This is a genomic window from Paenibacillus sp. 2RAB27, from assembly GCF_052115445.1.
GTDB lineage: Bacteria > Bacillota > Bacilli > Paenibacillales > NBRC-103111 > Paenibacillus_E.
In genome coordinates this window covers 1-14,895 of the sequence record NZ_JBFRGR010000055.1, presented here as the reverse complement: position 1 = coordinate 14,895, position 14,895 = coordinate 1, and the positions used below count along the sequence as shown (strand labels likewise).

At 48.1% G+C, this 14,895-nt stretch carries 13 protein-coding genes; 11 read left to right on the top strand and 2 right to left on the bottom strand.

Annotated features, from left to right (window positions below; all coding sequences use genetic code 11):
* Positions 1–117 precede the first annotated feature (117 nt).
* The 3 genes from AB4114_RS33800 to AB4114_RS33790 are packed head-to-tail and all read left to right on the top strand — an operon-like array spanning position 118 to position 3,006.
* Positions 118–714 carry an ECF transporter S component gene (locus AB4114_RS33800; RefSeq protein WP_441992353.1) on the top strand — a complete coding sequence of 199 codons (597 nt, stop codon included), beginning with the start codon at positions 118–120 and terminating at the stop codon, positions 712–714.
* Between the two features lie 4 nt (positions 715–718).
* Positions 719–2,218 carry an ABC transporter ATP-binding protein gene (locus tag AB4114_RS33795; RefSeq protein ID WP_441992352.1) on the top strand — a complete coding sequence of 500 codons (1,500 nt, stop codon included), beginning with the start codon at positions 719–721 and terminating at the stop codon, positions 2,216–2,218.
* Positions 2,209–3,006, top strand: coding sequence for an energy-coupling factor transporter transmembrane component T family protein (locus AB4114_RS33790; protein WP_441992351.1), 798 nt, complete (start codon positions 2,209–2,211; stop codon positions 3,004–3,006). The genes AB4114_RS33795 and AB4114_RS33790 overlap by 10 nt, the downstream gene beginning before the upstream one ends.
* Positions 3,007–3,050: 44 nt before the next feature.
* Here the strand turns inward: AB4114_RS33790 and AB4114_RS33785 are convergent, their stop codons facing one another.
* Positions 3,051–3,446: a hypothetical protein gene (locus AB4114_RS33785; RefSeq protein ID WP_441992350.1), complete on the bottom strand. Its 396-nt coding sequence runs from the start codon at positions 3,444–3,446 to the stop codon at positions 3,051–3,053.
* A gap of 117 nt (positions 3,447–3,563) precedes the next feature.
* Complete coding sequence (locus tag AB4114_RS33780) at positions 3,564–4,931, bottom strand: S-layer homology domain-containing protein (protein ID WP_441992349.1); 1,368 nt, start codon at positions 4,929–4,931, stop codon at positions 3,564–3,566.
* A 229-nt stretch (positions 4,932–5,160) separates the two neighbouring features.
* Here AB4114_RS33780 and AB4114_RS33775 point away from each other — a divergent pair, with 229 nt between their 5' ends.
* The 8 genes from AB4114_RS33775 to AB4114_RS33740 all read left to right on the top strand — a co-directional run bounded on the left by AB4114_RS33775 (position 5,161) and on the right by AB4114_RS33740 (position 14,479).
* Positions 5,161–5,877, top strand: coding sequence for a FadR/GntR family transcriptional regulator (locus AB4114_RS33775; RefSeq protein ID WP_441992348.1), 717 nt, complete (start codon positions 5,161–5,163; stop codon positions 5,875–5,877).
* A gap of 111 nt (positions 5,878–5,988) precedes the next feature.
* On the top strand, positions 5,989–7,215 hold the full coding sequence (locus AB4114_RS33770) for an MFS transporter (protein WP_441992347.1): 1,227 nt from the start codon (positions 5,989–5,991) through the stop codon (positions 7,213–7,215).
* Between the two features lie 758 nt (positions 7,216–7,973).
* Positions 7,974–8,561: a nitroreductase family protein gene (locus AB4114_RS33765; protein ID WP_441992346.1), complete on the top strand. Its 588-nt coding sequence runs from the start codon at positions 7,974–7,976 to the stop codon at positions 8,559–8,561.
* 336 nt (positions 8,562–8,897) lie between these two features.
* A complete protein-coding gene (locus AB4114_RS33760; protein ID WP_441992345.1) occupies positions 8,898–9,923 on the top strand; it encodes a LacI family DNA-binding transcriptional regulator in 1,026 nt (341 codons plus the stop codon).
* A gap of 38 nt (positions 9,924–9,961) precedes the next feature.
* On the top strand, positions 9,962–11,380 hold the full coding sequence (locus tag AB4114_RS33755) for an extracellular solute-binding protein (protein ID WP_441992344.1): 1,419 nt from the start codon (positions 9,962–9,964) through the stop codon (positions 11,378–11,380).
* A gap of 83 nt (positions 11,381–11,463) precedes the next feature.
* The gene (locus tag AB4114_RS33750) at positions 11,464–12,339 is read left to right on the top strand and encodes an ABC transporter permease subunit (protein WP_441992343.1); all 876 of its coding nucleotides are present in this window, start codon (positions 11,464–11,466) and stop codon (positions 12,337–12,339) included.
* A 6-nt stretch (positions 12,340–12,345) separates the two neighbouring features.
* The gene (locus AB4114_RS33745) at positions 12,346–13,209 is read left to right on the top strand and encodes a carbohydrate ABC transporter permease (protein WP_441992342.1); all 864 of its coding nucleotides are present in this window, start codon (positions 12,346–12,348) and stop codon (positions 13,207–13,209) included.
* 13 nt (positions 13,210–13,222) lie between these two features.
* On the top strand, positions 13,223–14,479 hold the full coding sequence (locus AB4114_RS33740) for a CehA/McbA family metallohydrolase (protein ID WP_441992341.1): 1,257 nt from the start codon (positions 13,223–13,225) through the stop codon (positions 14,477–14,479).
* The last annotated feature ends 416 nt before the right edge of the window (positions 14,480–14,895 follow it).

The following is a 14,895-nucleotide window of genomic DNA, read 5'->3' as shown; positions in this document are numbered from 1 at the left end:
GGTATTCCGGTGGGCTTTTTTTGTCCTTAAAAGGCAAAAAAGACCATGTATCCAAGATTGGCGTGTTCGCTTATCTCATTGACAAATATGAATGGGGAAAAAGGAGTCGAGAAGAAGATGGAGCAAAAGGAAGCAAGTAAAAAAGGGTTGAAGCTGACAGATATTTTGATCACGATTGTCATTTCAGCCGTGTTTGGTGTGATTTATCGGATTTGGGGACCGATCTATGATCTTATGAAGCCGCTAGGCTTACATGCAGAGCAGTTGAGCTATGGCATGTGGTTCATGGCGGCAACGTTCGCGTTCCTCGTGATTCGCAAACCAGGCGTTGCCCTGTTGGCTGAAGTTGCAGCCGCAACGATCGAGGCCTTGTATGGCGGCCATTGGGGCGTGTCGACGCTCGTCTTTGGATTGCTGCAAGGGCTTGGTGCTGAGCTAGTGTTCGCGGCTTTCCGCTATCGTCGCACCAATGTGGGAGTAACCATACTTGCCGCTTTCGCTTCCGCCATCATGTCCATCTTTGTGGATACGTATTATGGCTATATTGATCAGCTGGCATTCTGGAATTATCTATTATTCATTGGTTTACGGTTACTGGGTAGCGCTTTGATCGCGGGTGTATTCGCCTACTATTTGACAGGTGCTTTATCCCGCACAGGTGTATTGAATCTGATTCGTCCAGTTTCCAAAAAAGATTACGACGTACTGGGGTAACGAGATGAGCGAAGGAATGAGCGTTACGAATCTACGGTTAAAATATCCCGGCGATGACGCCCCCCTGATCTTTCAGGGGGTTTCCTTTTCCATCGAGCGGGGTGAGAAGGTACTGCTGCTGGGACCTAGCGGCTGTGGCAAATCGACCCTGCTTCAGGTGTTGAGCGGAATTGTGCCAGACATGATTGAGCTGCCGCTCAAAGCGGATGAGATTCGCAGGCCTAGCCGGTGGGGGTATGTGTTTCAAGATCCAGATACACAGTTCTGTATGCCTTATATTGATGAAGAAATCGCGTTCGTGTTGGAAAATCAGGAAGTGCCGCGGGAAGATATGCCTGCGCGCATCCGGTATTACTTGGATTTGGTCGGGGTGCATGTGCCTGATGCGCATACGTTGATTAGTACGCTGTCCCAAGGGATGAAGCAGCGGTTAGCGATCGCAAGTGTACTGGCGCTTGAGCCAGAGGTGCTCTTTCTCGATGAGCCGACGGCGCTGTTGGATGATGAGGGTACGAAGCAGGTATGGGACACGATTCGAGCCATTAGCGGGGACAAAACTCTCCTTATTGTCGAGCACAAAATTAGCGGCATGCTGGATTTGCTCGATCGGTTGATCATCTTAACTCCAGAAGGCAAGGTATTGGCCGATGGACCGCCGCTTGCCATGTTTGAAGCTTACAAAGAGCAAATGAGGGAATATGGCATTTGGTATCCTGAGGTGTGGGAGGACTATGCCAAGGAGAATCCGCAGGCAGCGGTGAGGGGAGACGACCTATGGAATGGGCATCCCACTAGTGTGGTGCCGTTAGCACCCGTTATGGTCTTCCAGGATTTCGTCGGTGTTCGCGGAGGACAGATCAGGACCTCTGTGGATAACTTTAGCGTTTATCCAGGGGAATGGATCACCGTTATCGGTGCCAACGGTGCAGGCAAAAGCTCGCTCCTCCTCGCGATCATGCGGCTCGTCCCAACCCGCGGAAGCTGTGTGATCGCGGGCGTGAAGGGCAACAAAGTCGAGCACCTTGCGGAGCAAGTCGGCTTTGTGTTCCAGAACCCGGAGTTCCAGTTCGTCACGAACTCCGTGGAGGAAGAGCTGACCTATGGCTTGCCAGAGGGTCAGCCGAGGAACGAGCAATGGGCAGCGGCTGAGCTGCTGCTCCGGGAATACGACCTGCTCGCGCTGCGCGAGCGGCACCCGTTCCAGCTCTCGCTGGGCCAGAAGCGCAGGCTTAGCGTGGCGTCCGCGATGGTTCGCGGGCCACGCATCCTGCTGCTAGATGAGCCCACCTTCGGGCTCGATGCGCGCGGCACGCTGCGCATGCTCGAGGGGCTGGAGCGGCTGCGCGCCAGCGGGACCGTGATCGTGATGGTGACACACGATCACGAGATCGTCAAGCGCTGGGCAACGCGCGTCTGGCAGGTCGAGGCCGGGCGCGTGACGGAAGTCGAGCACGCATCCATTATTTATGCTGTCCCGGGAGGAGAGCCGCTGCTATGCAAATAACGTTCCCCTTTCGCGAAACATGGCTGCATCGGGTAAATCCGGGTGTGAAGCTTGTCTTATCGATTCTGCTATTCATCGTTGTCGTCTTCACTCATAATCTCAATATGATGCTGTTCCTGACGTTAGGCGCGTTGCTTCCGCTGGCGCTATTATCCGGACATCCTACGAAGAGACTGCTGCTCTATGCGTCACCATTTCTGCTGATTTTCGTGTCCTCCACAGCGGGCATGATGATGTTCGGTATCGGGGAGACCGAATGGTTTCATCTTGGGATCATTCGAATTACCGAGGAAAGCTTCTACCGCGGGATCCATCTTGGTTTGCGCGGCATCCAGGTTGCTTCCGTCGGCTTGCTGTTCAGCTTGACCACGCGGCCTGTCGCGTTGTTCTATGCGATGATGCAGCAGTGGAAGGTCGCGCCGAAGTACGCGTACAGCTTCCTGGCAGCGCTGCGCATGCTGCCCGTCATCCTCGAGGAGCTGCAGACGCTTCGCTATGCGCTCAAGGTTAGGGGCAAGCGTCAGCAGCAGAATCCGCTGACATTGTGGTACACCACGATGCGGATGATCGCCATTCCGCTGCTGGCTCAAAGCATTCGCCGTGCCCACCGGACGGCGGTGGCAATGGAAGCGAAGCGTTTTTCGATGAGTCGTAAACGCACGTATTATTATGTATCTTCCTACTCGATGTTAGATATATATTACAGCCTCTACTGGGTCATGCTCATTGCAGCATCCTATTGGCTCGCGGTTACGTGGCCGCTGCTAAACAGTGTAGATGTGCGTTGAAAGAAGAGCAACCCTACTCGCGGTAACGAGGTGGGTTGCTTTTTTTATTCGCCCCATTTGAGCATGAGCGTGACTCGGCAGCATTGATTTGCGGTCACACGGGGACCAACCACGAATTGTATGGCACTGGGGGAGTAGCTCGTTTCGATGGTGGAATCACTACCGAAGGTCTTAACAATACGATCGACTTCTTTTTGGTTGCCGTTCTGAGCATTCATCATTAATTGACGAGCGATTTCTGGGTCTGTGAGCTTTTTGACAACGATAGAAGCATCTTTTAACAAGTGCTCCGAGGCAACGACGGAGTTAGAAAGCATTTTGGTATTAACTGGAGGAAAGTTGCGGTCCCACGCCCAGTAAGGTGCGTAGTGGTAGGGATGAGCGGGATACAGATGATACTGAACTGGGGGATAGGCGTACAAGGTTGGGTCGTTGTACATCGAGACCGACCCCTTTCTGTAAAATGATGAGCACTAGCAATATATGTGAGAGATGGGCTAGTGTGCGTCCCCATACAAAAAAGCTCCCCGGAGGGGAGCTGGATGTATTCGTTCAACTTATCTTGTTAGTGTGACGTAGCTTGTTACTTTGACGCCCGAAGCTGAAACGGCAGTAAGTTCAAAATTGGTTACATTACCCGTTACATGCACGGTACCATCGGCATCAACCGATACAGAGCCAACCGCAGAGCCAGTTTCCCCGCGCACATCATTCGTAATAAATAAAGTGCCTAGAGCAAAGTTATAGTTTCGGATATCGAGGTTCTCATATGTGTTTCCATAATTGTCTGTAGCCTTAAGATCCATGGCTGTGTATGCGTCGAAATTAGCTTTGTACACATTGTCACCAACACTCATTGTCATAGGTTCAGTAATGGAAGTTTCCCCCGCCGTCAATGTCTTCACAGTCACAGCGGTACTTTCGACAGTTACGCTGACATGCAGTTGTTTAGCTTCTCCATTCCCAACTTGCACAATAAGACTCACGTCCGTAGTACCGGGTTTGTTACCCAGCACGTAAGCACGATGATCGGAGGTAAGGCCTACTTTAGCAATGCTAGGGTCTAAGGAGACAACCGATTGTACAATGCCAGGAGTCGCAATATCTTCACCAGCGGATGTTGTTAATTTGATTTTGATCTCTTTGGCAAATTTACTTAGCGTAGGATCTTCAGCAATCGTTTTGGTGATAGTACCTGTAGCGGAGCTAGTCAATCCACTATCAATGACGCTGCCCAAATGGTAATCACCTACAACCGAAACATTACTTGGGTTAGAAGGTGTTACGACTGGCGGCTTCTGAGCGTTGAAAGCATCTTGAGCCCCGTACGAGCTAACTACGAGATCCTCGCGTGTAGCGGCTTGATCGCCAGCTTTGCTAGTTGGATGAATACCAAGCGCAGTGGCCTGCTTAACCGCATCCGTGTACCAAGGCGAGCTTGCCATCGAAACTGTTTTTCCTAATCCTTTAAGAAGCACGGTATCCAACTGGGCAGCGGTAACCGATTCGCCAGGCTGGAATGTTGTATCTGTCACGCCGTCGATCAGACCGGCTTTTTTAGCCGCTTCAATATAAGGGATCGCCCAACCGTTAGCGGTGTCGTCTGCATGAACATCCGTGAAGCTGGACACGTTAATCGTAAGATCAACCGGAATATTGTAGATTTTCGTAGCTACTTTAGCGAATTGCGCACGCGTCATATTTTGTGAGATTCCGAAAGTTGTACCCGAAACGCCTTCAAAAATGCCATCAGCGATCATACGATCGATTTTCGTTTTCAAAGCTGCGTTGCTTCCAGCCAAATCTGTAAAATCAGCGCTTGTTTTAACTGCAGCGGAGGCAGGTTGAACAAGTGTCAAAGAAGCGAATAATGAAAATGCCATGGCAGTCGTGGAGATGAGTGTAAGTTTTTTGTTTGATTTCATATAGGAATGGCCCCCTTGGCATGATTAGAATTTTGTGTTCTAGCAATCTAGTGGACTAGTATTTCACGTGCTTGTCTTGTTGCTATAACTATAGCTTGCCTGATCATCTACGTCATTGTCAAATTTCTGGCAGTCTCTATAGGAGAGTGCTAAATTTATGTTGATTTTAAGTAAAGAATAGAAAAACAATTCGAGTCTGTGATATACTCGCCATACAGGAGATGATCAGATGAATGCGAAGGTTTCTTTCCAAACACTCCGCCGTCCCAAGCTTGTGGATGATGTTGTGACCCAGTTGCAGAAGAAAATTTCAGATGGCGAGCTGAAAATGGGCGACAAGATTCCGACGGAGCCGGAATTAATGGAACAGTTCGGCGTCGGCCGCTCCACCATTCGTGAGGCTGTTAGGGTTCTTGTGCATGCGGGATTGCTGGAGAAGAAGCAAGGCTTTGGCACCTTTCTAACGGGGCATTCCGATGCAGCGATGCAAGAACCGCTAGTTCACCGACTGCGTCGAGCGGAAATTTTGGAAGTCTACGAAGTCAGAAAAATGCTCGAGCTCGAAATATCCAGACTCGCTGCAGAACGTCGCGACGAAGCCGATTTGGCGCAGATGAGTGAAGCATTGGATCAACGGTTGCAGGCGCTGGATAGAGGGGATACGAACGCCTATTTAGCTTCTGACATGGTTTTTCATCAGGCAATCGCGGTCGCGAGCAAAAATAGCATTGTTGTCGATTTGTATCGCTCATTTTCAGCAGTGATGTTGGAAGCTCTGAGGAATTTAGTAATGGATGAGCAGGTTCACGATCACCATCATCTTTTTCATGTGAATTTGTATCAAGCGATCCGAGATAAGGATGTTGCCGCTGCGGAGCATTGGACACTTCAGAATCTGGAGAGGACCGTTCAGCAGGTCAAAAAGTTTCTTCAGCAGGACAATTAGAGTAAAAGTAAAGAGTAAGATTATGATTATGAAGAAGATGGGAGCGGGAGTCATCCTTGCCTTTCCCATGATTTTAAACATCAGATGATATGATGATTAGGAGTGGTTTTCATGCAAACAGCAACAGGTACAGTTTCTGCTACACATTCAGCACAGACACAGGCACGTACGGTCTATGCCATTTTATTTTCGATCAGCTTAGTACATTTATTAAATGATGCGATTCAATCGGTTATTCCCGCGATCTTCCCAATTCTGCATGACTCCTTGCAGTTAAGCTTTACGCAAATTGGTTGGATCGCCTTCACACTCAACGTGACAGCTTCCTTGTTCCAGCCCTTAATCGGGTTGTATACCGACGCGAAGCCGAAGCCCTATTTACTGCCAATTGGCGTTGTTTTCTCGCTATTTGGTATTGTCGTACTGGCCTATGCGGGAACATTCTCGCATGTGATCATGGCCGTAATTCTGGTTGGCCTAGGCTCATCCGTGCTGCATCCAGAGTCTTCGCGGGTGGCCTTCTTAGCTGCGGGTCCTCGTAGAGGGCTGGCGCAGTCGATTTTCCAAACAGGCGGGAACATTGGCCAGGCGTTGGCACCTATTTTTACAGCACTTATTTTCGTACCGTTAGGTCAGTTCGGGATCATTTGGTTTACTTTTGCAGCGGCAGCGGGGATCGTAGTTCAGATATTTGTGGCAAAATGGTACCAAGGTGCGCTAGTCGCACGTTCCGCTGTTCGTAAAACGGCTTCCGTGAAGAAGCCTTTGCCAAAGAAAACAGTCGCCTACGCGCTAGGTATTCTGATCATGCTGCTCTTTTCCAAATTCGTTTATGTGGMGAGTATGACAGGGTTCTATGCGTTCTATTTAATGGACCATTTCGGAGTCACGACAGGGAAAGCGCAGCTCATTATTTTCACCCTATTGGCAGCTGGGGCTGTGGGGACATTTATGGGCGGCCCTTTGGCGGACCGATTCGGCAGACGAAATATGATCTGGTTCTCCATCTTGGGAACCGCGCCGTTCTCTTTGCTGCTTCCATTTGTAAACCTGTTCTGGTCAGCAGTTCTATGTGCATGCATCGGGTTCATTCTGTTGTCCGGCTTCTCTGTAATCGTGGTCTATGCGCAGGAGTTGTTGCCTGGCAAGGTTGGTACGGTATCTGGATTATTCTTCGGACTGGCGTTCGGATTAGGTGGCATTGGTTCGGCGGTGCTGGGGACGTTGGCCGATGCGACAAGTATCGGTTTCGTGATTCGGCTTTGCGCGTACTTGCCGTTGCTAGGACTGTTTGCAGCCTTCCTACCTACGGATAAAAAACTAAATATGACGAGCTAGTCGCGAAGCAGCAGGGCTCCATTGAGAATGATAATTATCCTCATTTACTAACTTTTAATTAACTACTTTACAAATGTAAGTGAGTTGGATATAATAAACCCAACAAGATTACATTTGGAGGAGGCAGCGATTATGGGTAAATGTGCATGCGGAAACACACAGAACAGCGAGGGCAATTGCGACGGTTCACACGCTAAAAAAGACAAATAAGGTTTGGCACACATAGAAGATTTGCATAAAGACTCCGACGAGGTTAGACTCGTTGGGGTCTTTTTTTTGCGTTTTTTTGGGGGAGAAAAGTTTGGGAGAGCAATCTTCCCGCGGGTGCTGCACCGTATGCGAGTTGTAGCCGCTGAAGGGACTTGGCGAGCGAGTGATCTCTTCGTTTAACTGGAAAAAGATCAGCTAATTTCACACTCCACGGGTAAAAATCATGATTAGATGGAAAAAGGGTAGTTAATTACGGCATATCCGCCATTTTCGCTGGAAACGGGCGGAATTACCTACATGTTATCCAGCTATTTCGCTAAATCGGGGAAATCGTTCTGATTTAACTGTACGTTTTCCATCTATCCTCGAGGGAGTTCAAACACTAGCTACTTGGACACCATCCTCCCTTGCAACTATCACTCGCACAAGCTAGCTAGGTTATTGACGCATCATGTCGACTATTTAAACAGAGGCTTATCAAAAATTGAAAATATCCATGGGAACATGTACATTAGATTTAGATAGGAATGGAATGGGGAGTGGAACGCATGGATGTGAAAGAAGCGATTCGCCAGCGGCGCAGTATTGGGAAACTCAAGCAGGATCCCATCGAGCACGCACTGATTGAAGAGATATTGGAAGCTGCTGTCTGGGCACCGAATCACGCGAATACGGAACCTTGGCGGTTCTGGGTGATGTCGGGCGAGGGCAGAAAGCTGCTGGGGCGCGGCTATGCCGAAGTCGCCATTGCGGAAGCGAGATCAGGCGCAGATGCTGAACTGTCTGAGGAAGAAGAAGAGCAGCTGCGCAGCAACAATGAGAAAAAAGCCATGCGGGCTCCGCTCGTGATTGCAGTAGCCGTTTCGCCAGCGGAGAAGCCAGTCGTTCCCGTGATAGAGGAATATGCGGCCGTTCATTGCGCCGTACAGAATATGATGCTAGCTGCACATGCCCTGGGATTAGGCACGATCTGGCGGACTGGCGATCCCACGTATCATCCGAAAATGCAAGAGAACTTCGGCCTCTCAGGCAAAGAAGAGATGGTCGGCTTTATCTATATTGGTTATCCGGAAGTCATTCCAACGAAGGCAGCACGTGTCCCTTTTGCCTTAAAAACGCAATGGGTAACGGAGTAACTACTCCGAGAGGCAACATGCTTGAGTGATATGATTATCTGAACAGGGGCGGTAGGTACGCTGTTTGTAGGAATACTCGTAATTCGACATAGGAAGAAGAACCAGTGGCTGAAACAAGCCGCTGGTTCTTTTTCTTTTTGTTAAATGAAAAAACGGAAATCGTCGAACCGGTTTCATGAATTATTTCATTCGGCATACTGTGAATGCTAGAAAACCCTTGATATTACTGGGATTATCTTATTTAAACAGCCTGTTTTATTTACAATTCATTTAACCAGCCATGAAACTGCCTTGATAAAACCGGTTTACTATTAAAGAGAAGTGAGGCGAGCCCATATGGCAAACATAGATGATGTTGCGAAAGTAGCAAGAGTATCCAAAAGCACCGTTTCAAACGTGTTTAGTAAAAAGAGACCTATTAGCAAGGAGGTGTCAAAGCGCGTTCTGGATGCTGCTCTGGATTTGAACTATAGACCGAATTATTGGGCTCGAAGTCTAGCGAACAAACGGACGAATATTATTGGACTTAATATGCCGGGCGAACAGGTGAAATTTAGTCAGTTTCATCTTGGCCTTTTTAATGGCGTGTTAAGAGAGTGCTACAGCCAAGGCTATCGATTGCTTGTAAACTCACTGTCAACCGAATTCTCCAAGCAAGTTGAGTATGTAGCGACTGATCCTGTTGATGGTGATATTCTACTCGATCCCGCTGAGAATGATGAACGAATCTCGGAACGGATCATGCGGAATTTGCCGCTAGTCGTTATTGGAAGACCACATCAAGAGTTCGAGTCCAGCGTGTCCTATGTAGATAACGACAACATTGGTATGGGACAACTTGTTGCGGAGCATCTGCTGCAACTAGGCCATACGCACATCGCGTTTCTGAACACACAGAAGGAACGAACTGTGGCTCAAGATCGCGAATTAGGTTTCATTAGAGCCTTTCAAAAAGCAGAGGTGACGATTGAACCTAAGTTCATCGTCTACAAGGATGGGAAATTAACTTCGACGGCTTATGGCTTTCAGATGACCAAACGATTACTGACTTCTTACCCGCAGATTACTGCAATTATTACCGATACAGATAAAGTTGCCTTAGGTGTTTACCAAGCTGCTGAGGAACTTAAACTGCAAATACCAGAAGACTTATCTGTGTTCGCGTTTAGCGATGATTCAATTTACGCTCCTGAATTTAAGCCGCCGCTGACTGGCGTCAGGCTGAATGGAGAAGTGTTAGGGAGTGAAGCAGCCAAGTTGTTGATTGAACAGCTGCGAGAACCGAATCCCATTGTCAAACGCATATTAATTCCAGCGAGCCTCGTTTTTAGAGAGTCATGCGCCAAAGTGAGAAACAGTTAATAACCCAAATAGAGAAGAACTACTAGGAGGCCATACACATGTTAAATAGAAAAGCAGGAATGATCGCAGCCGTTGCGTTGTCGACAAGCTTACTTGTGACCGCGTGCAGCACGAAAACAGGAACAGAATCACAGGCAAGCTCACTTAGTGAGACATCTAAGCCAGCCAAGCAAGAAACGCTGCGTATCCTCAGTGGTGTTGTCGGAGGGAAGACGCCTGAAGAGAATACGTTATTCGAGAAGGAAGTTGAACGCCTGACAGGGATTAAGGTGACGATTGAGAAACCAGCGGCTGACTACGATAAGAAGCTTTACGCAGCCATAGCAGCAGGAGAAAAGTATGACCTCATTTACATGGGGAAGGGCAATATGGACGTCTTAGTTGGCCAAGGTGCGCTAACACAGTTGAACGATAAAATTAAAGCTTCCAAAGTATTATCGGACCCGAAGGTGATTCCTACCAAAGAATGGGACATGATTACTTACGATGGCGGAAAAATCTACAGTGTATTTAATAAATCAGAAGGCGGAACACTGCCGACAGTTCGTCAAGATTGGATGGACAAGCTGAAGCTGCAGCAGCCGAAGACACTGGATGATTTCTATCAGGTATTGAAAGCCTTCAAAGAGAAGGATCCAGATGGTAATGGCAAGGATGATACGTACGGGTTGTCTACCGCAGGCTTATATGATATTCAAGGCTTTATGAGCGCAGCAGCTGTGAAATATAAATATGTGATCGATGCGAATGGTAAGCGTACGATTCCTTATGCGACAGAAGCCGCGGTACCCATCTTTGAATGGTTCGCGAAGCTGTACAAGGAAGGCATTCTAGATCCTAACTTTGCGACCAATGATTCAGGCAAAATGAGAGAGCTATTCCTAACCAACCGTGTGGGTATGGTCACATACTGGGATGCATGGGTAGGACTCTTTAACAATATGAAGAAAACGGATGATCCTAAATTTGTCGCAAAAGCAATTCCAGGCGCTGTTGGTCCAGACGGGAAAATTATGCTTCGCCGTGGAGACCCGAGCGTATGGGGAATTCCAGTGAATGCGGAGCATGTAGACACCGCTATGAAATTCCTGGAGTTTTGGCAGTCGGAAAAAGGGAATATTCTAAGCACGTTAGGGATTGAAGGCACAGATTACACAGTGAAAGACGGCAAGTATACGTTAACTCCTGATGGTGTTAGCCATGGGATGGACCATGGGGCACCATTCCCGAACAACACAAACTTTAAGAATCCGATTGGCACACTGCCGGGTGCGATCGAAGGACGCCAAGTCATTTTTGATAACAACGCTACGATTGAGAACTCTACGAAAGATTGGCCTAATGCTGAGAAAATCGTGACGAACTATGCGTTCCAAGCGATGATGGGCAAAATGCCAGCGGCAGATGCTGTGAAGAAGATGCATGATGAGCTGAAAGCTGTTAACTTAATTGACTAAATGAGCAGTTGCAGAAGCAGAAGCAGGGGCGGGGGCTACTCCCCAGCCTCCGCTTTACATGCACAGACAAGGGGGAATTTTTAGTGACGGCGTGGGCTCGCTATCGTGTGTTGTATGTCATGATGCTACCAATTGTGATCTATTTTGCAATTTTCTCATATTTCCCGTTGTTTAAGGGACTACAAATATCGATGCAGAAATTCCGTATGATCGGGGATCGTCCTTTCGTTGGACTACAGAATTACCAAGCGGTTTGGCATGATCCGGTCTTCTGGCGCGTACTGGAAAACACACTCGTGATTGGAGCGGGTATGCTCGTATTAGGCTTCTTTGCCCCTATTATTACGGCTTTATCCTTGAATGAAGTACTACAAACATGGTTCAAAAAGCTGACGCAAATGATCATTTACTTACCTCACTTATTTTCTTGGGTTGTTGTAGGCGGGATTTGGATCATGATGCTGTCGCCAGACGGTGGATTTGTCAATGAGCTGTTGAAGCTGCTAGGAGCAGCGAAGCCGATTCACTTTTTTGCAGAGGTCGATTTTGCGCGTTATTTAATGGTACTGACGAATACGTGGAAAGAAATGGGCTTTACTTGCATTCTCTATTTAGCAGCAATCGTCTCGATTTCCCCTTCCCTCTACGAAGCTGCTCGGATGGACGGTGCCGGACGCTGGCAGCAAATTCGTTATGTGACTTTACCACAGCTTATTCCGACCATGAAGGTCGTTACCCTTCTGAATATGATTGGTATGCTTCGCATGTTTGATCAAATAATGATTCTGAGTAATCCAGTTATTGCTCGGAAGGTTGATGTTTTGATGACATACACGTACCAAAAGGGAATCCTTGAGTTTAACATGGGCGTCGCTTCAGCAGCAGGCTTTCTCGTTGTGTTGACAACGCTAATCCTGGTGTTTGCGACTCGCAAACTAATCCGTTACGACGAGGAGTGAGCTCGAATGGGCAATAAATTGTTAATTAGACGGGATTTACCTTTCCAATTGGCCAATGGTCTTTTCTTACTACTGCTAGTAGCGACCATGATTCTACCGATTTGGAATACCTTTATGATTTCGATCTCTTCTAATATCTCGTCTATGCATGCGGGGCTCCAGCTATGGCCATCGGAGCTAAGTATGGAAGGATACCGTACGGTGTGGCAGCGCGTTGAGTTGTGGAGACCATTCGGCATGAATGTACTCGTCACGTTACTCGGTTCATTCGCGCATGTGCTGCTCTGCGCAATGGCAGGCTATGTACTGCTGCATAAGGGCTTACCTGGACGGAAGCTGCTGACGAGCTTTATTCTGCTCACGATGATGGTACCGAATGAAGCGGTTATGATCCCACTTTACGTGGTAAATAAAGAGCTTGGTCTATTAAATACGGTATCAGCATTAATTTTGTATGGCTTGATCTCTGGTTTCAGTATTCTATTAATGCGGAATTTCTTTGGCGCTGTATCCTATGAAATGGCGGAGTCTGCCAAGATCGATGGCGCAGGAGAGTTTCGAATTTTCTCCACCATGTATGTGCCACTAGCTAAACCAGGACTAGCAACGATTACCTTATTCGAATTCGTATCCAGATGGAACCAGCTTACGCCGGGGCTATTGTATATTACCAATCAGAAACTATATACGTTGCAAGTAGCGCTGCGCGCGCTGGTTATTCAATCGGATGCTACGAGCAGTAATTTATTTATGACACCTAATGTAAGGATGGCTGGTGTTATGCTGGCCCTTATACCGTTAGTCGTGATTTATCCGTTTGTTCAAAAGTATTTCGTTACCGGCCTGATGGTTGGAGCAACGAAGGAATAAGGGAGTGAAGCGCATGATCATAACTCGTCTGATTACCAATGAGGAAATGGATCGTTATTTGGAGGTCCCCTTTCAGGTTACTAGCGGCATGGAACGCATACACGTTCGTATCGAGGTGGAAGCGAATGGACCCGGGGATTGTGTCATTGATTTAGGCGTTAAGGATGCCGAGCGTGTAAGAGGCTGGAGCGGGGGCGCACGCACTGAATTTTTCATAGAGTTAGAACAAGCAACCCCTGGTTATATCCCTGGTGAGTTGGTGGCGGGTGAGTGGTCTGTGTTACTGGGGACGTATCGGATTCCGCCTGCGGGTTGTACGGTGCGTGTAGAGGTGACATGTACAATGAACCAAGGTCGTTGGCTCAAAGGCGATCTCCATATGCACACAGTTCATAGTGATGGAGTATTGACCGTAGCCGAGAATGCGAAAATAATGGCAGAGCTAGGCTGTGATTTTCTTGCGATGACCGACCATAACACCTACAGTCAGAATCTTGCTTATCCGAGGGAGACGGGTGTCGTCATGATCCCTGGCATGGAGCTAACCACGAATCATGGACATGCCAATTTTCTGGGAGCAGTTCGCCCTATCGAAGATTTCCGCTCTGTCAGCTCGGAACAGGTACAGGAACGAATTCAAGAAGCAAGGAATAACGGCGCACGCATTGTACTCAATCATCCCCATTGCCCCAATTGTGGGTGGGAATGGGCTTGGACTGTCGATTACGATTGGGTAGAAATTTGGAATGGGCCTTGGCGGGAGGCTAATCAACAGACGTTAACTTGGTGGCATGAGCAGCTTTGCAGCGGCAAACGCATGGTTGCTGTAGGCGGAAGTGATTTCCATAGTCAAGGAGGCTACGTCAGGCACAGTATGCCGACGACCTGGGTGTATGCAGCTAGTCGGACCGTCAATGGGGTACTGGATGGGATTGATACAGGCCGGGTGTTTCTAAGCTTCTCGCCGGAAGGTCCTGCGCTAGAGCTTAACGCGGGGCCATATCACATGGGCGATGTTGTGCCTGCATATGCACCAGAGCGTCAGGGAAAGGTTACGCTTGTAGTCAATGAGCTGCAGGTAGGCGATAACGTGAAACTGATCTCCGACCGAGKGGTTGAGGTCTCGTGTGTTGCATATCATGAGCAATCGCTGGAGCTGTTGGGTGAAATGGAAGGAAGAACCTTTTATCGCGCAGAGGTATGGCGCTATTTCACCGAGGTTCAAGAGACGCTTCTCGCGGCTGTAAGTAATCCGTTGTATATGGATTGATCCTCAGGGCTGTCCCAAAAGATAACCCTGAGGAAAGGGAATGGGGATACGCTATTGCGGAAAAATGAACCGAATAGGTATCTAAGGGGAATGAGAGTGCCTTATTTAGCTCAAATATGCCAAAAAACGCGAAAATCAAGAGAATAGTGTATCCACGTTCCGCTTAGCGTTAATTGCCAACCGATATCGGCCAAATAGCTCATCTACGTTCCCCTTTGAAATGGTTAGATGTATAAACTACAGTTAATTTGCTCGAATTTGAAGCGTTTCTCTGAAGCCCCCTAATTGGATTGGAGTCATCAATATGCAATAAGGTACAATATCGGTGAGGGGGAATGAAATGTATGAAAAGCAATATCCTTTATGATGAGCAACGCATCAAAGTAGCCCAAGAGGCTCTTAGCGGAACTAAGTTA